The 20,058-nt window shown below is 67.5% G+C and carries 18 protein-coding genes; 7 read left to right on the plus strand and 11 right to left on the minus strand.

Annotated elements, in window-relative coordinates:
* Window position 1: 1 nt before the first annotated feature.
* The 9 genes from ACSE4D_RS07570 to paaA all read right to left on the minus strand — a co-directional run bounded on the left by ACSE4D_RS07570 (window position 2) and on the right by paaA (window position 7,869).
* Entirely contained in the window at window positions 2–778 is a 777-nt protein-coding gene (locus ACSE4D_RS07570) for an enoyl-CoA hydratase/isomerase family protein (RefSeq protein ID WP_436326998.1), read from the minus strand.
* 78 nt (window positions 779–856) lie between these two features.
* Entirely contained in the window at window positions 857–1,741 is an 885-nt protein-coding gene (locus ACSE4D_RS07575; RefSeq protein WP_135537564.1) for a 3-hydroxyacyl-CoA dehydrogenase family protein, read from the minus strand.
* Entirely contained in the window at window positions 1,738–2,604 is an 867-nt protein-coding gene (locus tag ACSE4D_RS07580; RefSeq protein WP_135537565.1) for an enoyl-CoA hydratase/isomerase family protein, read from the minus strand. The genes ACSE4D_RS07575 and ACSE4D_RS07580 overlap by 4 nt, the downstream gene beginning before the upstream one ends.
* Window positions 2,601–3,767, minus strand: a complete 1,167-nt coding sequence (locus tag ACSE4D_RS07585; RefSeq protein ID WP_135537566.1) for a thiolase family protein — start codon at window positions 3,765–3,767, stop codon at window positions 2,601–2,603. Before ACSE4D_RS07585 ends, ACSE4D_RS07580 begins: the two co-directional genes overlap by 4 nt.
* An 84-nt stretch (window positions 3,768–3,851) precedes the next feature.
* A complete protein-coding gene (gene paaE, locus ACSE4D_RS07590; RefSeq protein ID WP_135537567.1) occupies window positions 3,852–4,970 on the minus strand; it encodes a 1,2-phenylacetyl-CoA epoxidase subunit PaaE in 1,119 nt (372 codons plus the stop codon).
* Window positions 4,970–5,497: a 1,2-phenylacetyl-CoA epoxidase subunit PaaD gene (gene paaD / locus ACSE4D_RS07595; protein WP_135537850.1), complete on the minus strand. Its 528-nt coding sequence runs from the start codon at window positions 5,495–5,497 to the stop codon at window positions 4,970–4,972. The genes paaE and paaD overlap by 1 nt, the downstream gene beginning before the upstream one ends.
* A gap of 5 nt (window positions 5,498–5,502) precedes the next feature.
* The gene (gene paaC, locus ACSE4D_RS07600; RefSeq protein ID WP_135537568.1) at window positions 5,503–6,483 is read right to left on the minus strand and encodes a 1,2-phenylacetyl-CoA epoxidase subunit PaaC; all 981 of its coding nucleotides are present in this window, start codon (window positions 6,481–6,483) and stop codon (window positions 5,503–5,505) included.
* 13 nt (window positions 6,484–6,496) lie between these two features.
* The gene (gene paaB / locus ACSE4D_RS07605; protein WP_135537569.1) at window positions 6,497–6,820 is read right to left on the minus strand and encodes a 1,2-phenylacetyl-CoA epoxidase subunit PaaB; all 324 of its coding nucleotides are present in this window, start codon (window positions 6,818–6,820) and stop codon (window positions 6,497–6,499) included.
* Entirely contained in the window at window positions 6,817–7,869 is a 1,053-nt protein-coding gene (paaA, locus tag ACSE4D_RS07610) for a 1,2-phenylacetyl-CoA epoxidase subunit PaaA (RefSeq protein WP_167854327.1), read from the minus strand. Before paaA ends, paaB begins: the two co-directional genes overlap by 4 nt.
* 647 nt (window positions 7,870–8,516) lie before the next feature.
* On the opposite strand from paaA, the gene paaI reads away from it, so the two are divergent.
* From paaI to ACSE4D_RS07625, 3 genes are all read left to right on the plus strand, one after another.
* Entirely contained in the window at window positions 8,517–9,053 is a 537-nt protein-coding gene (paaI, locus tag ACSE4D_RS07615; protein WP_436326999.1) for a hydroxyphenylacetyl-CoA thioesterase PaaI, read from the plus strand.
* A gap of 166 nt (window positions 9,054–9,219) precedes the next feature.
* A complete protein-coding gene (locus ACSE4D_RS07620; protein WP_436327126.1) occupies window positions 9,220–10,515 on the plus strand; it encodes an AMP-binding protein in 1,296 nt (431 codons plus the stop codon).
* Between the two features lie 50 nt (window positions 10,516–10,565).
* Window positions 10,566–11,249, plus strand: a complete 684-nt coding sequence (locus ACSE4D_RS07625) for a TetR/AcrR family transcriptional regulator (protein ID WP_436327000.1) — start codon at window positions 10,566–10,568, stop codon at window positions 11,247–11,249.
* A gap of 92 nt (window positions 11,250–11,341) precedes the next feature.
* Here the strand turns inward: ACSE4D_RS07625 and ACSE4D_RS07630 are convergent, their stop codons facing one another.
* The gene (locus ACSE4D_RS07630) at window positions 11,342–11,974 is read right to left on the minus strand and encodes a TetR/AcrR family transcriptional regulator (protein WP_167854328.1); all 633 of its coding nucleotides are present in this window, start codon (window positions 11,972–11,974) and stop codon (window positions 11,342–11,344) included.
* Between the two features lie 77 nt (window positions 11,975–12,051).
* On the opposite strand from ACSE4D_RS07630, the gene ACSE4D_RS07635 reads away from it, so the two are divergent.
* The 3 genes from ACSE4D_RS07635 to ACSE4D_RS07645 are packed head-to-tail and all read left to right on the plus strand — an operon-like array spanning window position 12,052 to window position 16,174.
* Complete coding sequence (locus ACSE4D_RS07635; RefSeq protein ID WP_436327001.1) at window positions 12,052–13,608, plus strand: glycerol-3-phosphate dehydrogenase/oxidase; 1,557 nt, start codon at window positions 12,052–12,054, stop codon at window positions 13,606–13,608.
* 5 nt (window positions 13,609–13,613) lie between these two features.
* Window positions 13,614–15,266 carry an FAD-binding oxidoreductase gene (locus ACSE4D_RS07640; RefSeq protein WP_436327002.1) on the plus strand — a complete coding sequence of 551 codons (1,653 nt, stop codon included), beginning with the start codon at window positions 13,614–13,616 and terminating at the stop codon, window positions 15,264–15,266.
* Window positions 15,263–16,174 (plus strand): diacylglycerol/lipid kinase family protein, encoded by a 912-nt coding sequence (locus ACSE4D_RS07645; protein ID WP_436327003.1) that lies wholly within the window; start codon window positions 15,263–15,265, stop codon window positions 16,172–16,174. Before ACSE4D_RS07640 ends, ACSE4D_RS07645 begins: the two co-directional genes overlap by 4 nt.
* A gap of 65 nt (window positions 16,175–16,239) precedes the next feature.
* Here ACSE4D_RS07645 and paaZ read toward each other — a convergent pair whose 3' ends face one another.
* A complete protein-coding gene (paaZ, locus tag ACSE4D_RS07650) occupies window positions 16,240–18,276 on the minus strand; it encodes a phenylacetic acid degradation bifunctional protein PaaZ (RefSeq protein ID WP_436327004.1) in 2,037 nt (678 codons plus the stop codon).
* 329 nt (window positions 18,277–18,605) lie between these two features.
* Between paaZ and ACSE4D_RS07655 the strand changes: the two genes are divergently transcribed.
* A complete protein-coding gene (locus ACSE4D_RS07655; protein WP_436327005.1) occupies window positions 18,606–19,973 on the plus strand; it encodes an MFS transporter in 1,368 nt (455 codons plus the stop codon).
* Window positions 19,974–20,058: the final 85 nt, after the last annotated feature.

The raw sequence follows: 20,058 nt of genomic DNA on the forward strand, positions 1-20,058 counted from the left end.
CTCATTCGAAGTTCGGAGCCCGACGTTCCTGGAAGGCCCGGAACCCCTCGACGTAGTCGGGGGTCTGCCGGGCCGACTCCTGGAGGACGGCCTCCTCGGCGAGGACATCGGACAGGCTCGGACGTTCGTCGGCGATCTTCTGCACGAACCCCTTCTCCATGGCGAAGGCCTCAGCCGGACCGGACACGATCTTCTCGAGCTTCGCTTCGACGAATTCGCTCAGGTCCGCGGCTGGGACCGCGCGGGAGACGATCCCGGCGACGGCCGCCTCGGCGCCGGTCATGAAGTCACCGGTGACGATGAGGTCCATGGTCCGGTGGTAGCCGACCCGATCGAGGAACACGTGATGGGCACCGGAATCGAGCATCGCACCGATCGCGGCGAACGGGGACCCGAACTTCGCGTCATCGGCGGCGAAGATGATGTCCGCGGCCGCCGCGACACCGAAGCCCAGCCCGAGAGCGGCCCCTTGGACCTGGGCGATGACGGGGATCGGCAGCGCCCTGATCGCCTGGAAGACGGGGGCGAAGGACTCGGCGAGGAACGCGTGTGCGTCATCGGTCTCGGCGTCGACGCCGCTGATATCGCGACCGGAGCAGAAGACCTTGCCCTCCCCGCGGATGAGGAGCACGCGCACACTGGGCACCGCCTCGGCGACCTTGGCCACGGCTGCCGCAAGGTCGCGGAGGTTGTCCGCATCGAGAGCGTTGCGGGAGGCGGGCCCGTCGAGGATGATCTCGGCGATGCGGCCGCGGTTCTTCAGCTGGATCTCGGTCATGGATGCTCCTTTGCGTGTCCTAACAGTGGTGCCGGCGCCCGTGGCGGGACTCCGGAGTGCGCCCGTGAGCGCGGGGTGTCACCAGGCGTAGAAGCCCTGCCCGGATTTCCGGCCGAGTTCGCCGGCCGCGACCTTGTCCTTCAGGATCTGCGGAGGGGCGAAACGCTCACCGACCTCGGCGGCGAGGTGTTCGGCGATGCCCAGGCGCACATCGAGTCCGACGATGTCCGTGGTCTTCAGCGGCCCGGCCGGATGCCGGTAGCCCAGCGTCATGGCACGGTCGATGTCCGCAGGCTCGGCGACGCCTTCTTCGACCATCCGCATCGCTTCGAGGGCGAGTGCCACGCCGAGGCGGGAGGACGCGAATCCGGGTGAGTCCTTGACCGTGATCGCCGTCTTCGACAGTCCCGCGATCCATCCCTTGGCGACTTCGACGAGGCCGGGGTCGGTGTGGGTGCCGACGACGACCTCGACGAGTTCGGAGACGGGAACCGGGTTGAAGAAGTGGAGGCCGATGAGCGCCTGGGGGCGCGGCAGGGCGGCGGCGAGTTCGTCGATGGACAGCGCCGAGGTGTTCGTGCCGATGCTTGCCGCTGGTGCGTGCTTCGCGATGGCCGCGAGGATCTCCTGTTTGAGTTCGAGGACCTCGGGTACGGCTTCGACGACGAGGAGCGCTTGGTCGAGCATGGTCGGGTCGCGGACGACTTCGACGGTGCCGGGGACGTCGATGCCCTTGGACTTCGACTTCTCGACCGAGGCCTCGATGCGTTCCCGTGCGGCTGCGACGGTGTCTTCGGTGTTCTCGATGACGATGACCCGGGCGCCGGCGGTGGCGAAGGCGTGGGCGATGCCCGCTCCCATCCGGCCGCCGCCGTAGACTCCGACGGCTTCGGGCACGCGCGCGGCAGGGGTGCCGGCGGCCGCAGCATCTGCGGCCGGGGTGTCGGGGGTGGACTCGCTCATTCGCTCTCGCCTTCCTGCTGTGTCTGCGCACCGGTCTCGGCCTGGGCGGCCCGTTCGGCGGCCTTCTTCGCCCTCTTCGCCTCGCGCTTGGACAGGAACGCATCCATGCGGGCGAACTTCTCTTGCGATTCGAACAGCACGGCCTGGGCCAGATTATCAATGAGCGGGTGGGCTTCACGAGGAGCGTGGAAGGCGGATTTGCTCAACCGGACTGCCAAGGGCGCGAAGCTTGCGATCCGATCGGCCAGCGCCTGGCCGGCGAGTTCGAGATCCTCGGGGTCGACGACGTCGTTGAGAAGTCCGATCGCCTTGGCCTCATCGGCCTGGAGGGTGCGACCGGCGAGCAGGATCTCCTTGGCCCGGGGTTCGCCGACGAGTTCGCGCAGACGCCAGGCGGCTCCGGCGGCGGCGAGGATGCCGAGTCCGGTCTCCGGGTTGCCGATCTTCGTCGACGGTGTCCCGATGCGGAAGTCTGCGGCGAAGGCGAGTTCGGCACCGCCGCCGAGGGCGAATCCCTCGACGAGTGCGATCACGGGCATCGGCAGCTGTTGGATGCGGGTGAAGATCTTCGAGTTGATGCCGGCCAGGGCATCGTCGCGGCGGCGGTTGCGCAGCTGGGCGATATCGGCGCCGGCGGCGAAGACCCCGGAGGTGCCGGTGAGGATCGCGACCTTCGGTTCGGCTTCGAGCTCGGCGCACACGGAGTGGAGGGCGTCGACCATCGCCTGATCGATGGCATTGCGCACCTGAGGCCGGTTGAGCCGGATGATCGTGCGGTCGGGATGGCGTTCGACGAGCAGCGGGGAGGCCGATCCGTTCGTGCCGGCGCCCGCTCCGTTCGCTGCGTCGCCGCCCGTACTCATGCGCGCTCCAGCAGCAGGGCCGAACCCTGGCCGACGCCCACGCACATCGTCGCCAGCCCCTTCTTCGCCCCGGCCTGTTCGAGCCGGTTGAGCAGGGTCACGGTGATGCGGGTGCCCGAGCAGCCGAGCGGGTGGCCGAGTGCGATCGCTCCGCCGAAGCCGTTGACGGTGGCCGGGTCGAGTCCGAGATCTCCCATGCACGCCAGCGACTGCGAGGCGAAGGCTTCATTGAGTTCGACGGCTTCGAGTTCGCCGACCTTCCATCCGGTGCGTTCGAGCACCTTCCGGGTTGCCGGTACGGGACCGACGCCCATGATCTCCGGGGACACTCCGGCGTTCGCACCGGCGACGACGCGGGCGCGGGGGTTGAGGCCGTGCCTGTTCGCATAGTCCTCGCTGACGAGCACGACCACGGCGGCACCGTCGTTGAGCGAGGAGGAGTTGCCGGCGGTGATGAGCCCGCCTGGGCCGTGGATGGGCCGCAGCCTGCCGAGCTTGTCCACGGTCGTATCCGCACGCGGTCCCTCATCGGCGGTGACCTCGCCGATGGGCAGGATCTCCGGATCGAAGCTGCCTGCGGCGGCAGCGGCCAGCGCCTTCTGGTGCGAGTCAAAGGCGAATTCGTCGAGGGCCTCGCGGGTCAGCTTCCACTTCTCGGCGACGCGTTCGGCCGTCTGCGGCATCGACAGGGTCGTGTCCTCGTCGAAGGCGGGGTTCGTGAACCGCCATCCGATCGAGGTGTCCCAGGTCCGGCCGGGCTTCGACCAGGCCCGGCTGGGCTTCTCGCTCACCCACGGGGCGCGGGTCATCGATTCGACGCCTCCGGCCACGACCACCTCGGCGTCTCCGGCGGCGATCATCGCACGAGCGGTGGTGATCGCGGTCATTCCCGAAGCGCACAGGCGATTGACGGTGAAGCCGGGCACGGACTCGGGCAGGCCGGCCAGGAGCACGGCCATGCGGGCGATGTTCCGGTTGTCCTCACCGGCCTGATTCGCCGAGCCGAGGATGACCTCGTCGATGTCGGCCGGGTCGATTCCCGTCCGGTCGATGACGGTCCTCATCGTCGTGGCGACGAGGTCGTCGGGGCGCTGATCGGCCAGGACACCTCCGTAGCGGCCGATGGGGGTGCGCAGTCCGTCCAGAATGAATGCCTCAGGCATGGGTCTCCTCGTTGACAGGGGTGACGATCAGGTGGGTGACGGTCGAGTCCGGGGTGGGCGCGGGACGCGACCGTTCAGGGTCGTTCAGGAGTCGAAGTCGACGACGACCTCATCGCTGACGGGGAAGGTCTGGCAGGTGAGGACGAAGTTCGCCTCGACCTCGGCGTCCTCGAGGGCGTAGTTGCGGACCATGTCGACCTCGCCGCCGCAGATCTTCGCGCGGCAGGTTCCGCACACCCCGCCCTTGCAGGCGAACGGCAGATCGGAGCGCGATTCCTGTGCGGAATCGAGGATGGTCTTGCCCTGCGACATCGCCGAGGTGGTGCGGCGTCCGTCGATGACGACCGTGACCTCGCTGGTGGCGCCTTCGACGACCTTGTCGGCGTGGACGACCTCCGGCGGCGGTTCGTCGACGTAGAAGAGTTCGAAGTGGATCCTCTCCTTCGGCACGTCGAACTCGGCGAGCACCCTGCGGGCGTCTTCGAGCATCCCGAAGGGACCGCACAGCCACACATGGTCCATGCTGCCGATCGGGACGATGGCGCTCAGCAGCTGCCGCAGCTTCTCCTCGTCGAGGCGGCCGGAGAAGAGTTCGACTTCGCGGGGTTCGCGGGAGAGGACGTGGACGAGGTCGAGCTGCTGGTTGCGGGCGTCCTTGAGGTCGGCGAGCTCCTCGGCGAACATCACGGTGTTCGTCTTCCGGTTGCCGTAGAGCAGGGTCACCGAGGCTTCGGGGTTCGACAGCACGGTCGACGCGATCGAGAGCATCGGGGTGATCCCGGATCCGGCCGCGATGCACAGATGCCGTCCGCCCTGGTCCGGGTCGGCCCGGAAGCTGCCCGAGGGCGGCTGGACCTCGATGACGTCGCCGGCACGGACCTCACGCACGAGCCAGAGGGAGAAGAGCCCTTCGGGGACCTCACGCACACCGATGCGCGGGTCGGATCCGGCCGGGGCGCAGATCGAGTAGGTGCGGCGGTGCTCCTGCCCGTCGATGAGCCGGCGCAGGGTCAGCGACTGTCCGGCGGCGAAGTCGAAGAGCTCGGCGTACTCCTCGGGCACATCGAAGGTCACGGCCGCGGAATCCTCGGTGAGGTGGTCGACGGACTTCACGGTCAGCGGGTAGAAGCTCGACCGGGAGGAGCCGTCGGCGCGCTGGGCGGTGGGGGCCGCCTCGGCGGTCTGATCGATCGTCTGGGTCATCAGATCTCCTTCACATGGTCGAACGGTTCCAGGCAGTCGAGGCACTGGTACATGGCCTTGCACGCGGTCGGGCCGAATTCGGAGGACAGTCTCACGTTCTCCGACCCGCACAGCACGCAGCTCACGGCGCGGCGGGTGGGCATGAGGGTCAGTGCCACCGGCCCCTGCCGGTGCGGTGCGGCTCCGGGCGGGGAGATGCCGGCATCCCTGAGTGCCTTCTTGCCGCGTTCGGTGATCCAGTCGCTCGTCCACGCCGGGGACAGGGACACGCGCACCTCGGCGTCGGGGAAGCCGGCGTCGAGGAGTTCGCGCTGTAAGTCATCGCGCATCGTCGCCATCGCCGGGCACCCCGAATAGGTGGGGGTGATCGTCGTGATGACGCGGCCGTCCTCGATGCTCACATCACGGAGCACGCCGAGGTCGAGCAGCGTGAGCATCGGCATCTCCGGGTCCGTCACGCGTTCGGCGGCGGCACGGGCACGCTCGATCGCCTCGGCGTCGGTGCCGGTCGGGTGGGTCCGCAGCATGGCGGTCACCACTGTCCCTCCGGATGCTCCCGGGCGACGACCTGCATCTCCGCGAGCAGCTTCGACAGGGCTTCGGTGTGGAGTCCGTCGCGGCCCTTGCGACCGTGCACGCCGACCCCGGCCAGCGATCCGCGGTCGGGACGATCGATGCCGGCGGCGGCGAAGACCTGGTCGATGATGACTCCGGCCTCGTCGGCCACCTCGGCGGGGTCGACGCCGATTCCGGCTTCGGCCACGGCGGCCTCGACCGGGTGGGATTCGAAGAGTTCGGTCCACAGCGGCCACAGCCCGTTCAGGGCGCTGATCAAGCGGGACTTCGATTCCTCGGTGCCGCGGGCCAGGGTGAGGACCCAGCGTCCGGCGAAGTCGCGGTGGTAGGACATCTCCTTGACGCCCTTCGCCGCGATCGCGGCGAGCACGGTGTCGCGGCTGGTCGTCAGGCGTTCGAAGATCGACAGGCGCCAGGTGGAGTAGATGAGGATCTTCGCGACCGCCTCGGCAAAGTCGCCGTTGGGGACCTCGGCCAGGCGGACGTTGCGGAAGGCGAGGTCGTTGCGGAAGTACGCGAGCCGATCCTCATCGGGCACGGGTGAGCCCCCGGGCAGTTCGGGCACGAGCTCCGGATCGGCGGCCGCGGCGCGGGCGAGCAGGAGTCGGGCCTGCCCGAGGAGGTCGAGGGCGATGTTCGCCAGCGCGATGTCCTCTTCGAGGTCGGGGGCGTTCGAGCACCATTCGGAGATCCGCTGGGAGAACACGAGCGCGTCATCGCCGAGCATGAGGCAGTAGGCGCCGAGGTCCTTCGCGTCGACCCCGTCGGGCACGGTCGTGTCGACGCCGGCCAGCGGGTCCTCGAAGTCGGTGCCGAAGGCCCAGTTCGCATCGTTGACGAGCAGGCCCGAGTAGGCGTTGTCGTGGGTGCCGTGGTCGACGTTGGTTCCCGCTTCATCGTGTTCGACGTGAACGGTGGGTTCGTTGTTCGCAGTCATTCGTCTCCCCTTCTCACATGTGGGGGACATCGTCGGGGATGTCGTAGAAGGTCGGATGCCGGTAGACCTTGTCGCCGCTGGGGGCGAACATCGGGTCCTTCTCGTCCGGGCTCGAGGCCGTGACATCGGCGGAGCGGACGACCCAGATGCTCACGCCCTCGTTGCGTCGGGTGTAGACGTCGCGGGCATGGTGGATGGCCATCTGGTCATCGGTCGCGTGCAGCGACCCGACGTGGACGTGGTTGAGTCCGCGCTTGCCGCGCACGAAGACCTCGTACAGCGGCCATTCGCCGCGGGTCGCACTCGCCGAGGCGGAGCCGGGGTTGGTCTCGGTCATTTCGCTGCCTCCTCGGCGGTGGTGGTGGAGCCGTCGGCCGACGGCACGGTGGGGGCGGCCGCAGTGGCGGCGTTGCCCGCGGTGGGGGCGGCCGCCTCGGCGTTCTGGTTCTCGGCGAAGGCGAGCGCGGCTTCGCGCACCCAGGCACCGTCGTCCCAGGCGCGCTTGCGGTGGGACACACGCTGTTCGTTGCAGGGCCCGTCGCCCTTGACGACGGCCCAGAACTCGTCCCAGTTCGGTGTCGAGAAATCATAGTGTCCGCGCTCTTCGTTCCACTTGAGGTTCTCGTCGGGGAACGTCACGCCCAGCGCCTCGGCCTGCGGAACGGACATGTCGACGAACTTCTGGCGCAGTTCGTCGTTCGTGTGGGTCTTGATACCCCAGGCCATCGACTGCTCGGTGTTCGGGGAGTTGTCATCGGGAGGGCCGAACATCATCAGCGAAGGCCACCAGAAGCGGTCGACCGACTCCTGGACCATGGCCCGCTGCTCGTCGGTGCCGCGCATCATCGTCATGAGCAGTTCGTAACCCTGACGCTGGTGGAAGGACTCCTCCTTGCAGATGCGGATCATGGCGCGCCCGTAGGGGCCGAAGGACGTCCGGCACAGCGGCACCTGGTTGCAGATCGCCGCACCGTCGACGAGCCAGCCGATCGTGCCCACGTCGGTGTAGGACAGGGTCGGGTAGTTGAAGATCGAGGAGTACTTCTGGCGGCCGGCGATGAGCTTCTCTGTGAGTTCGTTGCGCGTGGCGCCGAGGGTCTCTGCGGCCGAATAGAGGTAGAGGCCGTGACCGGCTTCGTCCTGGACCTTGGCCAGCAGGATCGCCTTGCGCCGCAGCGAAGGGGCACGGGAGATCCAATTGCCCTCGGGCTGCATGCCGATGATCTCCGAGTGCGCGTGCTGCGCGACCTGGCGGATGAGCGTCTTGCGGTAGGCCTCGGGCATCCAGTCCCGCGGTTCGATCCGGTCCTTGGCCTCGATCGTCGCGTCGAACTGCGCTTCGAGTTTCGCTTCGTCGTAGCGATTGTCGTTCACTTGAGTCGTCATGACCACTCCGCCCTTGGATGTGCCCTTGTCAGGACCTGCCTCGGTCAGCGGCTGCCGACCTCCCCATCGGTCCGACCATCGTCAGACCTCTGATCCAGGGCATCCATTTACTGACCATTTGTTCTGTATTGTTGCCACCAGTGTCGCACACCCCCGGCCCGGGTGCAATGCCGCCCACGCGAACGGCTTCTATGCGCCTATCTTTCGCAAACAGGCGCCCACCCGGCGCATGTGCCGGTCGATCCACAGCGGTTTCGGCGCCTTGGGTTCAAGGAGTCGTCGCAACACCTGTCGGATCGACCAGACAAACTTCCTCCGGCCCAAGCGGCGCCTGCCGAATTTAGGTCAGCATCGGATACTTTCAGCGCCGGAAAATGTCCGATAGCGACCTATATTTCTCGGAAACTATCCGATAGCGACCTATTCCCGCTTCCGCTTGACGATGCGTGCGCGATTCGCAGGCCGGATCATCGTGTGACTTGACAGCGGCGACTATCGGAACGATATTTATTGACCAGATGGTCGTTTATTCTCCGACGGGCTGACCGTCCGGGATCACGGGGAACTCTCACCGTCGTCCACACGCAGCGGCGCAGGCACTCCTCGTGCACCGGCGCCAGAACCCGCGACTCGAGGAGGAGCCGACCTTGGGACAGCCCACCCACGATACGACGACCGCGGAGTCACAGACCCCGAACACCTCCACCCCCACCGAGGCGGCTCCACAGCCCGATCCCACAGGATCCACCGAGGCATCCAGCACCGGGGCAGCCCCACACGCTCCCGCACCCACCGGCGCCGCCGCGATGTTCGCCAATGACCGCGCCTCACAGCACTTGGGCATCAAGGTCGATGACCACGGACCCGGCTGGGCGCAGTGCTCGATGACGATCACCGAGATCATGACCAACGGCCACGACATCACGCACGGCGGCTACGTCTTCCTCTTCGCCGACACCACCTTCGCCATGGCCTGCAACTACCCGGGCTCGATCACGGTCGCCTCGGGCGGAGACATCGACTTCCTCAAACCCACCTTCATCGGCGACGAACTCATCGCCCGCGGCCGTGAGGTCATCAAGCAGGGACGCTCGGGCATCTACGACGTCACCGTCACCCGCGGTGACGAGATCGTCGCCACCTACCGCGGTCGCTCCCGCACCCTGCCTCCCCGCACGCCGTGACCGGCAGCAGGCGGGCGCAGCGCTGACGCGGCCGATGCCGCCGCCTGCCCACCCCCAACCACCCGCAGAGGACACGACGCCGAAGTCGGTGCCCCTCCTCGGCGGTCAGCGGATCGGACGCCCCGTCCGGATCCGGCACAGAGAAGAATTTCGCAAGGAGACGATGATGACTGACACCGACCTCGACGCCGGCGAACGGATGAGCCTCGACGAGCTGCGCGCCGACCAGCTGAAGAACCTCAAGACCACGGTGTCCTCCGTGTATGAGCAGGTGCCCTTCTACCGGAAGGCCTTCGACGAACTCGACGTCAGCCCTGCGGACATCACGAGCCTCGACGACATCGCGAAGCTGCCCTTCACGACCAAGCAGGATCTGCGCGATAACTATCCCTTCGGGCTCTTCGCGGTGCCGCAGGAGCAGGTCGCACGCATCCACGCATCTTCGGGCACGACCGGCCTGCCGACGGTCGTCGGGTACACGATGGGCGACCTCGACCGGTGGGGTGCCCTCATCGCGCGGTCCATCCTCGGCGCCGGCGGCAAGCGCGGACAGATGATGCACAACGCCTACGGCTACGGACTGTTCACCGGCGGCCTGGGCGTCCACGGCGCCGAACGTCACGGCTTCACCGTCGTGCCGATCTCCGGCGGGCAGACTCCGCGCCAGGTGCAGCTCATCCAGGACTTCAAACCGGACATCATCACGGCCACGCCGACGTATCTGCTCACCATCCTCGACGAGTTCCACCGTCAGGGCATCGATCCGACGTCGACGAGCCTGAAGACCGCGATCTGCGGTGCCGAACCGTGGACGGACGAGATGCGCAAGGAGATCGAGCAGTCCTTCAACATCAACGCCGTCGACATCTACGGCCTCTCCGAGGTCATGGGACCCGGTGTGGCCTGCGAATCGGCCGTGACGAAGGACGGTCCGACGATCTGGGAGGACCACTTCTACCCGGAGATCGTCGACCCCTTCACCGGAGAGGCGCTGCCCGACGGCGAGGAGGGCGAGCTCGTCTTCACCTCGCTGACGAAGGAGGCGCTGCCGATCATCCGCTACCGCACGCACGATCTCGCGACCCTGCTGCCGGGCACCGCACGCCCGAACTTCCGCCGGATCTCACGCATCACCGGCCGCTCGGACGACCTCATGATCATCCGCGGGGTGAATGTCTACCCGGCCAACGTCGAATCCGTCCTCTTCGAGTTCAGCCCGCTGAGCCCGCATTTCCAACTCGTCCTCACTCGCCCCGGCCGGATGGACGAGATGACCGTCGAGGTCGAAGCCCGCGAGGGCGTCGGTGCGATCGAACTCGAGGGCCTCGACCGTCTCGTCGCGGCCCGCATCAAGGAGCGCCTCGGCGTCTCCTGCGGCGTCGACATCAAGCTGCCCGGCGACCTGCCGCGCTCGGTCGGCAAGATGAAGCGCATCATCGACCGCCGCGAAGGCATCCGCTGAGATGACGTGCGTCTCCGTGCGTCACGCGGCAGCCGATTAGACTGATCAGCATGCCCGAATCGTCCTCATCCGCGTCGGATTCCCTCGCCGAGGCGGCCGCCCAGTCCCCGCGCTCCGCCGAGTCGACATCGTCGACCGCCGCCCCCAAGCGCTCGCGCCGCGGTCGCCCCGGCTATGACCGGGAGACGCTCATCAACAGGGCCACCGAGGTGTTCGTCTCCCGCGGCTACGACGGCACCTCGATGGACACCGTCGCCCGGGAGCTCGGCATCACGAAGTCGGCGATCTACCATCATGTGAAGTCGAAGGAAGAGCTGCTGCGGTTGGCGATCAACCGCGGCATCGACGCCTTGGACTCAGCCGTCGAAGCCGAGAGCCATCGGACCGGGATCACCGCCCTCGAACGGCTGCGTCTGGCCGTGCGGGCCAGTGTGCTCATTCTCATCGAGTACCACCATTCGGTGACTCTGCTGCTGCGCGTTCGCGGGAACTCGGCCATCGAGCTCGAGGCCCTCGATGCGCGTCGCGCCATCGACGAGAAGATCCGCAGTCTCGTCTCCGCGGCGATCGACGAGGGCGGACTCCGCTCGGACTTCAGCCCCGGGCTCATCACTCGCCTGCTCTTCGGCATGGTCAATTCGATCACCGAGTGGTACCGCTCGAGCTACCCCATCGACCCCGACACCATCGCCGAGGCGGTCACCACGATGGCGTTCCAAGGGCTCGAGGCCTGAACCACCGGCCCTGGCCCGCCCAACAAAGTTGCGGGCTTGCGGAGCACTCAGTTGCGGGCCGTGGGGCACTCGGTTGCGAAATTGTGGGGCACTCAGTCGAAGTCGGTCGCCGCACCGGCAGCGAGAATCCACCCCAGCGTCGCCTCCGTCTCGGCCAGTAGCCGATCGCGCGGAGGCTCGTAGCCGCTGATGACCCAGTCGACGACCACCTGCAGCCCGGCACCGACGAGGACGTCGCCGAGGACTCGCCTTCGGGCCGGCGTCAGCGGCGGGCCCGCAGTCACCTCCGCCAGACGACCCACGAGCTCGTCGCCGATGGCGCGAGCGTATGAGCGGTACAGCTCATCGACCCGGGCGCTGACTCCCAGGACCTCGAAGAGGTGGACGCGCGCCCAGACCGGGTTGGCCTGCACCCAATCGAGGAAGCCGGCGACGAAACCGCGCAGCACCTCGCGAGCCTCACCACCGCCGCCTGCGAGCACCGCCTCGCGCAGATCGGCGACCACCCGCGCATAGACGGCACAGAGAAGGTCCTCGAGCGTCGCAAACGACTCATAGAAATAGCGCTTATTCAGCCCCGCCTCGGCGCAGACCGCACCGACGGTCGCGGCCCGATAGCCGTGGAGGCCGAAGATCTGCGCACCGGCGGCGATGATTCGTTCGCGCCGTGCACTCTCGCGGGCTCGGCGGCTGGCACCGGCATAAGGTCGTCCATGGTCGCTCACACTGTGATGTTGACAACATTCCACGCCGATTGCAAACTGGTACGACTCAGTACCAGAAGGAGCGAGGATGCCCGAGGATGCCTGACAGAACCCATGGAGACGCGGCGCTCAATGCCGCTCGGCGAGCGCGGGACCTCGCGGCGGCCACCGCCGACGACACCGTCGACCTCGTGGTCATCGGCGGCGGATTCACCGGTGTCGGCGTCGCCCTCGACGCCGTGACCCGGGGACTCAGCGTGGTCCTCATCGAACGCGGCGACCTCGCCTCGGGCACGAGCAGCTGGTCATCGAAGCTCGCCCACGGCGGTCTGCGCTATCTGGCCAAGCTCGACTTCTCCATCGCCTGGGAATCCGCCCTCGAACGCGGTCGGCTGATGGGCAGGATCGCACCGCATCTCATCCGTCCGCTGCCATTGGTCATGCCCCTCCATTCCGGGGTCGGCCGCCTCGATGCCGCGATGTTCGGAATCGGCTTCTTCGCCGGCGACGTCCTGCGCAGGCTCGCACGCACTCCGGCATCCCTGCTGCCCCGTCCCAGTCGCGTCTCGGCCGCCGCCGTGCGCGAGCAGGTTCCCGCCGCGGACGCCGAGGGACTCCGCGGCGGCCTGCTCAGCTGGGACGGTCAGCTCATCGACGACGCCCGCCTCGTGGTGGCCCTGGCCCGCACTGCCGCCGTCCACGGCGCACGCATCATCACCTACGCCGAGGCCACCGATATCGAACCCGGTCAGGTCGGTTTCGTCGACGAGCTCACCGGCGACCGGCACACGGTGCGTGCGAAGCAGATCGTCAACGCCACCGGAGTCTGGGCCGATACCTTGGCCGATGAGGTCGAACTCGCACCCAGCAAGGGGTCCCACCTGCTGGTTCGAGCCGAGCGCCTCGGCGACCCGGAGGTCGCGATCACGGCACCGGTGCCCGGCCATTTCGGTCGCTTCGTCTTCGCGGTCCCCTGGCACGAGGGGCTCGTCATGGTCGGTCTCACCGATTCCCCGCACCATGGTGCGGTTCCCGACCGGGCGATGCCCGATGACGAGGACCTCGACTTCCTGCTCGCAACCATCAACACCGCCCTGGCCGAGCCTCTCGCCCTGGGCGACATCGTCGGCAGCTACGCCGGGTTCCGGCCGCTGCTGAAAACCTCGGGCTCTTCCAGCGCCGATCTCTCCCGCAGGCACGCACTGCTGCGGGACCCGCGCACCGATGCGCTGACCATCGTCGGAGGCAAACTCACGGAGTATCGGCGCATGGCCGAGGATGCCGTCGACGCCGTCGTCGAAGGCGGAGGCCTCACGGCCGGCCCGTCTCGGACGAAGTCGCTCGGACTCGTCGGCATCGGCACCCCCGATCCGAACCTGCCGGAGGCGCTGATCCGCCGCTACGGCACCGACGCGGCCAGCGTCGCGGCCTATGCCGAGTCCGATCCGACCCTCGGCGGCCCGGTGCGCACGGGCATCCCCTACAGCGGCGCCGAGGTCCGCTTCGCCGTCGACCACGAACTGGCCATCACCGTCGACGATGTCATCGACCGCCGTTCGCGGTGGGGGCTCGTCGAGGCCGACCGCGCCGATTTCGCCTCTGCCGTTCGCAGGCTGGCACCCGAACTGATCGTGAACACACAGGAAGAAGGATGACGCTGATGGACACCCCTCAACCGAGGATGCGCTGGTGGGGCTGGGGCGAGGACGGACACGACGGTCCCGTCAAACCCGGAGCGAAGAAGATGCTGAACAAGGTCTGCGGTCGGCCCGCCGGCGTCGTCAATCCGCCCATCGATCTCGACGACGTGCAGCTGCCCGAGCCGGCACTTCCGCGCGAGGCGTTCGCGCGCATCGACGAGCTGCTCGGCGCCGGTCACATCCGCGACGATCATGCCCGGCGCGTCTCGCACTCCCTCGGTCGCAGCACCCCTGACCTCATCCGCCTGCGCAGCGGTGTGCTGAGCTCGGCCCCGGATGCTGTGCTCTATCCCGGCACCGACGCCGAGGTGGACGAGCTCCTGGGCATCTGCCAGGAGGAGCGGATCGCGGTCGTCCCCTTCGGAGGCGGCACCAGCGTCGTCGGCGGCATCGAGACCGTGCGCGGCAAGTTCCGCGGCAGCGTGTGCATCAGCCTGGCCCGGCTCGATGAGGTCGTCGACATCGATGAGGAGTCGCTGACAGTGACCGTTCAGGCCGGCGTCTTCGGCCCCGACCTCGAGGAGAAGCTCCAGGCAGCCGGCTTCACGCTCGGACATTTCCCGCAGTCGTTCGAGTTCAGCACCGTCGGAGGCTGGGTCGCGACCCGTTCGGCCGGTCAGCAGTCGACCGGATACGGACGCATCGACGCCAAGGTCCTCGGTCTGCGCTGCTCGACGCCCACCGGTCCCATCGAGCTGCGCCCCTCCCCCGCCTCGGCGGCCGGACCCGATCCTCGGCAGCTGATCGTCGGCTCCGAAGGCACCCTCGGCATCATCACCGAGGTGACGCTGGGCATCTCGCGCCTGCCGGAGGCCAGCCTGCCCGATGCCTGGTTCTTCCCCGATTTCCATTCCGGTACGGCGGCGCTGAGGGAGATGGAGCAGACCGGTCTGCGACCGGATATCGCCCGGCTCTCCGACGTCAACGAGACGGCCTTCGGGCTCGCGCAGCTCGGCAGCGGGGTTCAGCGCAAGGGTGTTCTCGCCGTCCTCAGGGCCCGCGGCATCACGACCCCGTGCCTGCTGGTGCTGCGCTATGACGGGCAGAGGGCCTCGGCGCGGATGCGGCGGGCCGATGGACGCGACATCGCCAAGAGACACAAGGGAGTGAGCGTCGGCGGCTCCCCGGAGACCATGTGGGAGAAGCACCGCTTCTCGACGCCGTATCTGCGCGATCAGCTGCTCACGGAGGGAACGCTCGTCGACACCTTGGAGACCTCGGCTCCGTGGAGCGCGATCGAACAGCTCCACGACTCGATCGGTCAGGAGATCGAGGAGTCCTTGGCGAAGCGGGGCACCCCTGCACTCGTGCTGTGCCACATCTCCCACCTCTACTCGACCGGCTGCTCCCTCTATTACACGATCTTCGCGCGCCAGGAGGAGGGCCGGGAGATCGCCCAGTGGAAGGCGCTGAAGACCGCGGCCAGTGATGCCATCATCGCCGGCGGCGGCACGATCACGCATCACCATGCCACCGGCCGCGACCACGCTCCGTGGATTCCCCGTGAGACCGGTCAGCTGTGGGTGCGGATGCTGCGCGCGGCGAAGGCCGAAGCGGATCCGGTGGGGATCATGAATCCCGGCAAGCTCATGAACGGACCGGATCAGCTGTGACAGCCGCTTCGCCTCCGCCGCTGCCGGTGATCCTCAACCCGACCGCCCGTCACGGAGAGGTGGGGCGGCGGATCGGGCCGATGAAGGCCGCCTTCGCTCGGAGGAGCTTGCAGGTCGAGGTTGTCGAGAGCCGCAGTGAGGCGCACGCGGGGGAGCTCGCCGCCGAGTTCGCCGGCCGCGGTGCGCCCCTCGTCGTCTCGCTCGGTGGAGACGGCCTGGTCCGCGCCGTCGGTGCCGGACTCGTCGGGACGCAGACGTCCCTGGGCATCATCGCCGGTGGCCGCGGCAATGATTTCATTGCGAAGCTCGGCATTCCGAAGGACGTCGAGGCGGCCGTCTCCACCATCGCCGACGGATATGACCTTGCCATCGACACCCTCGACCTCGACGGGCTCATCTGCGTCGGCAATGTCAGCCTCGGCTTGGACACGACGGTGCAGGACTACGCCGATTCGACTCGCCGCATCAAGGGGCACTGGGTCTACCTGTACGGACTCATCCGCGCGATCAGGAGACCGACGCCCATCGACCTCGTCCTCACAGTCGACGGCGAGAGGCGCGGATTCCATGGGCTCTCGGCAGGTTTCGCGAACTCCGGCCGCTACGGCGGCGGGCTGAAACTGTCCCCCGATGCGCAGGTCGACGACGGACTCATCGACGTGGTCCTCTTCGAAGACACGATCGTGCCGCGGCTGGCCGCGGAGCTGGTCTCGTTCATGCTGGTCAGGCTTGGGTGGCACCCGCACATCAGCCTCAGTCACGCCACCGAGATCCGCATCGACACACCCCCGGGCGTGGATCCGGTCGTCATCATGGCCGACGGCGATGCGGTCGCTCGGACGCCGGCCACGCTCACGATCCGACCGGCCTCACTCAAGGTCCGCGTTCCACAGGACCGGAGAGCGTAACCGACCCGATGCTCCTCGTCTGCCGCAGGCAGAGACGGGGTTGCCCCACGCGAGCCCGGATGCCCTCAGTACTCCTTGGCCACCAAGGTGAGCACATCGTAGTTCGCGACGGGCTCCTCGTTCTGGTTGACGACCTGAGCGTCCCAGCGGACCTCCCCGTACTCGTCGGTCTCGCGCGGGGTGATGCGCTTGGCGGTCAGCGTCACCTTGAGCTTGTCGCCCGGGGAGACGGGCGTGATGAAGTTGAGCCCCTCGAGGCCGTAGTTCGCGAGCACCGGGCCGGGGTCCGGCTGGACGAAGAGTCCGGCGGCGAAGGAGACGATGAGGTAGCCGTGGGCCACGCGTCCCGGGAAGAACGGGTTCGCGGCAGCCGCCTCCTCATCCATGTGTGCGTAGAACGTGTCCCCGGTAAAGTTCGCGAAGTGCTCGATATCGTCGAGCGTGACCTCGCGCCATTCCGAGTCGAGGGTGTCGCCGAGGCGCAGGTCCGCAAGCGACTTCGTGAACGGATGCTCGCCGAGGCGGCGCTGCGATCCGCTCACCCATTCCCCACCGATCGCGGTGAGCATATCCGGGGAGGCCTGGATCGCGGTGCGCTGCATGAAGTGTTCGACTCCGCGCAGTCCGCCCATCTCCTCGCCGCCGCCGGCCCGACCGGGGCCGCCGTGGATGAGGTTCGGCAGAGGCGAACCGTGGCCGGTCGACTCCTCGGCGTCGTCTCGGTCGAGGACGAGCACTCGCCCGTGCCAGGGTGCGATCCTGCGGACGAATTCGGTGGCGAACTCGCGGTCGTGGGTGACGACCGAGCCGACCAGGGAACCGCGCCCGCGAGCGGCCAGACGGACAGCCTCCTCGGTGTCGGAATACGTGATGATCGAGGTCACGGGGCCGAAGGCCTCGATGTCGTGGACGGCATCGGCCCAGGCGTCATCGGCCTGGAGCACGGTGGCTGCGACATAGGCGCCGCCGTGTTCGGCGGCGAGGCGATCCGACTCCTCACGCCCGCCGGCGAGCAGGTGCGCTCCGCCGGCGAGGATCTCGTCGATGGAGTCGAGCACGTCGGCGCGCTGCTTGTCGGAGACCACCGGGCCCAGGCGGGTCGACTTCTCACGCGGATCGCCGACGCCCTGGGTGGCAAGCTTCGCGACGATGGCTTCGCTGACCGCCTCGGCGTGGGCAGCGGGGACGAAGGTGCGGCGGATCGCGGTGCACTTCTGGCCGGCTTTGACCGTCATCTCGGCGACGACGCCGGAGACGAACAGGTCGAATTCTTGCGTGCCGGGCCCGGCATCGGGACCGAGCAGGGAGAAGTTGAGCGAGTCCGCCTCGGCGAAGAATCGGGTGCCGCGCTCCGTGACGCAGTCGAGCCCGGACAGGCGGCGGGCGGTGTCCGCCGAGCCGGTGAAGGCGATGGCGTCCTGCTCGGCGAGGTGGTCGAAGAGCGGGGTGACGTCGCCGCTGACGAGCTGGATGGCACCTTCGGGCAGCAGGCCGGAGTCGATCATGTCGGCAACGACCGCGCGCGTCAGGTGAGCGGTGTCGGTGGCGGGCTTGACGACGACGGGGACGCCGGCGACGAACATCGGGGCGAACTTCTCGAGCATGCCCCAGACGGGGAAGTTGAACGCGTTGATCTGCAGTGCCAGACCCTGTCGGGAGGTCAGGATGTGGCGACCGACGAAGGTGCCGTTCTTCGACAGTCGCTCGACACCGCCGTCGAGGTGGACGGTCGAGTTCGGCATCTGGCGACGGGCGACGCCGGAGTAGGTGAAGAGGGTGCCGATGCCGCCCTCGATGTCGACGAAGGCGTCGCGCTTCGTCGTGCCGGTGGTGAAGGAGATCTCGTGGTAGTCCTTCGTCCGCTCCATGAGGTGGGCGCCGAGCTTTTTGAGGATCACACCGCGCTGATGGAAAGTGAGCTTCTGCAGCTCGGGGATGCCGACCGTGCGCGCATGTTCGTCGACGGCGGCGAAGTCGATGCCGGCCGAGCTGACCTGGTGAAGGAGCTCGCCAGTGGCGGCGTCGTGGACGGAGCGGGCGAACTCGGTCGCACCGGGCGTGTGCCAGGATCCCGCCACATAGGAACTGAGAATTTCGGTCATGCTTTGCTCTCCCTGGTGAAACGACGTCTCCCGGTTCACGGCGACCGCATTCGGCACCGCTGCCGATTCCTCCACAATATACTAACCAATCGGTCGGTAATTGTCATCGGACGATGGCGGAAGGCGGAGCCGCGCTCAGGATGCGGCCGACGCCTCTGCGCAGGAGTGACACGGCGCACGTTCTGCCCTATGATCGAGACCAATTACTGACCAGACAGTCAGTCCTCCGCCACCTGTTCACCGACGGCACCGGCGATCACTCACGGTCGAGGATCACCGCCACCGGTGAGGTGCACGGCAATGTCGCCCAGCAACCGAAAGATCCGCTTATGTCCACGACAGCATCCGGCCCGTCCGCATCGCATCCGGCAGCACCCGCATCGATCACCCGCGAAGAGCGCAAGGTCCTCGCCGGCACCCTCGTCGGCACCACCATCGAGTGGTACGACTTCTTCATCTACGCGCAGGCCGCCGGGCTCGTCCTCTCCGCCCAGTACTTCGGTCCGCTCGCCTCAGACAATCCGGCACTCGGCCAGATCATGGCGTGGGCGTCTCTGGGCATCTCGTTCCTCTTCCGACCGTTGGGCGCGATCATTGCCGGCCACCTCGGCGATCGCATCGGACGCAAGAAGATGCTCGTGCTCACGCTCATCCTCATGGGGGCGGCGACTTCGCTCATCGGTCTGCTGCCGAACTACGCGATGATAGGCGTCGGCGCCCCGATCCTGCTCACTCTGCTGCGGATCCTTCAGGGCTTCTCCGCCGGCGGCGAGTGGGGCGGAGCCGCACTGCTGTCGGTCGAGCATGCACCGATCTCCAAGCGCGGCATCTTCGGTGCCTACCCGCAGATCGGCGTGCCGGTCGGCATGATCCTGGCCACCGGCGTCATCTGGATCCTGACCACCGTGCTCAGCCCCGAACAGTTCGCAAGCTTCGGCTGGCGTATCCCGTTCCTCTTCTCCGTCGTCCTCGTCCTCGTGGGCTACTACATCCGGCGCCAGGTCGAGGAGTCCCCGGTCTTCGCTGAGCTGGCCGAACGCAAGGCCGAATCCTCCGCGCCGCTGGGCACCCTGTTCAAGAAGAACACGAAGGAAGTCGTCCTCTCCGCGCTCATCTTCATCGGCAACAACGCCGTGGGCTACATGATCATCGCGTTCTTCGCCGCCTACGCCTCCCGACCGATCGAGGACGGCGGATCCGTCGGCCTCGACCGCGCACCCGTGCTGCTGGCGACGACGCTGGCAAGCTTCGGCTGGCTGATCTTCACGATGTGGGGCGGGGCGCTGTCGGACAAGCTCGGCCGCGTGCGCACCTTCCAGATCGGCTACATCCTCCTCATCGTCTGGCTCATCCCGACGTTCCTCATGATCGACATGGCCAACATCTGGGCCTACGGCATCGGCATCTTCGTCCTCACCGTCGGTATGGGCCTGTCCTACGGTCCGATGTCGGCGATGTACGCGGAGATGTTCCCCGCCCAGGTCCGCTACTCCGGTGTGTCGATCGGCTACGCGCTCGGCGCGATCCTCGGCGGCGCCTTCGCCCCGACCATCGCCGAAACGCTGCTCGCGGAGACCGGGAAGTCCATCTCGATCGCGATCTACATGATCATCGTGTGCATCATCTCGCTCATCGGCGTCAGCCTCGTCAAGGAGACCAAGGGCGTCGACCTCGGCATCACCAAGCACACGAGCTGAAACGCCCGGAGTGGTCCCGTTCGCTGCCTCTATGCTGGTGACGGGCCCGATCTGACCGGCAGGACGAGCCCTGGATCGACGACGA

The organism is Brevibacterium sp. FAM 27836, from assembly GCF_051351055.1.
GTDB lineage: Bacteria > Actinomycetota > Actinomycetes > Actinomycetales > Brevibacteriaceae > Brevibacterium.